Origin of the sequence: Oxalicibacterium sp. (assembly GCF_035565035.1) — a bacterium.
Classification (GTDB): Bacteria; Pseudomonadota; Gammaproteobacteria; order Burkholderiales; family Burkholderiaceae_D; genus Oxalicibacterium.
The window spans coordinates 1-1,843 of sequence record NZ_DATMTD010000059.1 but is presented as its reverse complement, the minus strand read 5'-3'; the positions used below and the strand labels follow the sequence as shown (position 1 = coordinate 1,843).

Sequence of the window (1,843 nt, the reverse complement as noted above, 5' to 3'; positions counted from 1 at the left end):
GGCATTTTTTTATCTCGCTGAAACAGAGCCGCTGCGCTTCGCCGCCGGATTTTTCCATGTCATAAAACCGCGATTGTCGTCAGCCGCGTATTGATGGACAATGGCGCGCCCGGCAGTGAATCGCTGACCGGTTTCCGTTATTACCAGCAGACCAGCAGCCGAACGCCATCACCCCATGACCAAATCGAGCAAGAACACCCCATCGCCCGGCAAGCCGGCCATCATCGTACGCAACTCCCCGATTCATGGACGCGGTGTTTTTGCGGCACGCAACATTGCCGCAGATACCTTCCTGATCGAATACGAAGGCGAACGCATCAGCGAAAAGAAAGCCGCCAAGCGCCACGGCCTCGATCCGGAAAATCCGTACCATACCTTCTTCTTCAGCCTGGAAAACGGCAAGCTGATCGACGGCGGCGTCGACGGCAGCGATGCACGCTGGATCAATCACGCCTGCGAACCGAACTGCGAAGCGCGCGAGGAAAAAGGCCGCGTCTATATCTATTCATTGCGCGACCTCAAGCGTGGTGAAGAACTCAACTACGACTACGGCCTGATTCTCGACGAGCGCCAGACCAAGGCGTTGAAGAAAGCCTACGAATGCCGTTGCGGCGCACCGACCTGCCGCGGCACGATGCTGGCAAAACCGGAAAAGAAAAAGAAGAAAAAGAAAGACAAGAAAAAAGACTGATCCGCATATCGCCCATCGATCCTCACCTGGGACAACGTGAAACCCGTCAAACCCCGATATTCCCTCGGCTTCTTCCTGCCGCATGCGCTGCGGTGGCTGGTGACGGGCTCGCTGCTTGTACTGCTGGGCATTGGCGTCTATATCGGGATCCGCTTTTATCATGTCGATAACCAGCTTTATCTGTGGTGGGCGTCCATGCGACCATCGCAGACCGCCAAGGCGCCGCAATCAGGCAGCCTGCCACTGCAAACCTACTGGATGGAAATCGACAGCCGCGTCGTCGCCGGCATCGATCGCAACCTGTCCGGCCTCGCCTTCAATACCGACACCAAACAACTGATCGCCGTCATCAATCGTCCCGCCACGCTGCTGACGATGGATCTGGAAGGTCGAATCCTGCATCGCCACAAGCTGCGTCATGCGTCGGATGTCGAAGGCGTTGCCTATCTTGGCAACAACCGCATCGCGCTGGCAGAAGAAGGCCGCGGTCGCATCGTCATCGCCCAGCTGCCGAAATCCGCCACCGCCGATCTGGATCTGCAGGACGCGACATCGTTCGCGCTCGACTTGGGTTCATCAAAGGAAATGACGCGCGATAACGCCGGTTTCGAAGGCCTGGGCTACGATCAAAATCATGACCAGCTTTATGTTGCCAAGGAACATTCACCACGCGCGCTGTATCGCATCGGCGGTCTGGGCGACTATCTGAAAACCGGGCACTTCACGATGCGGATCGAAAATCTGGATCATTGGCTGGAAGACAATGACATCGGTACCGACCTGTCGTCTGTCGACGTCAATGTTCTCAACGGGCATTTGTTGCTGTTGAGCGACGAGTCGCAACGCATTGTCGAACTGAATCAAGACGGTGCCGTCGTCAATCAGGTCGAACTGCGCAGCATGCCTGGCAGCAATGACGGTGTGCCGCAGGCGGAAGGACTGGCGCTGGGGCCGGACGGCACGCTGTACATGATCAGCGAACCCAATCTGTTCTATCGTCTGCGTCCGGCGCCCCTTACCCGGTAAGCTTTTGCGGGCCAAACGCCATATTCACAAAAACGATATCTGATATTGGAAAAGGAAATTGGAGTGAAATGACAGTGCTCCCTATACTTGCATCTGTCTCCTCTATGTCTCCTCCTTTGATATAGA

General features: G+C 56.0%; 2 protein-coding genes. Both read left to right on the top strand.

All coding sequences use genetic code 11. From position 1 onward, the window contains the following. The first annotated feature begins 175 nt into the window (after positions 1 to 175). The gene (locus VN114_RS05360) at positions 176 to 691 is read left to right on the top strand and encodes an SET domain-containing protein (RefSeq protein ID WP_325512743.1); all 516 of its coding nucleotides are present in this window, start codon (positions 176 to 178) and stop codon (positions 689 to 691) included. 36 nt (positions 692 to 727) lie between these two features. Then, positions 728 to 1,717 carry an SdiA-regulated domain-containing protein gene (locus VN114_RS05355; RefSeq protein ID WP_325512741.1) on the top strand — a complete coding sequence of 330 codons (990 nt, stop codon included), beginning with the start codon at positions 728 to 730 and terminating at the stop codon, positions 1,715 to 1,717. The last annotated feature ends 126 nt before the right edge of the window (positions 1,718 to 1,843 follow it).

What these genes read in the sequence shown, in the direction of transcription:
- VN114_RS05360 (WP_325512743.1), top strand. Translation starts at nt 176, where the DNA reads ATGACCAAATCGAGCAAGAACACCCCATCGCCCGGCAAGCCGGCCATC.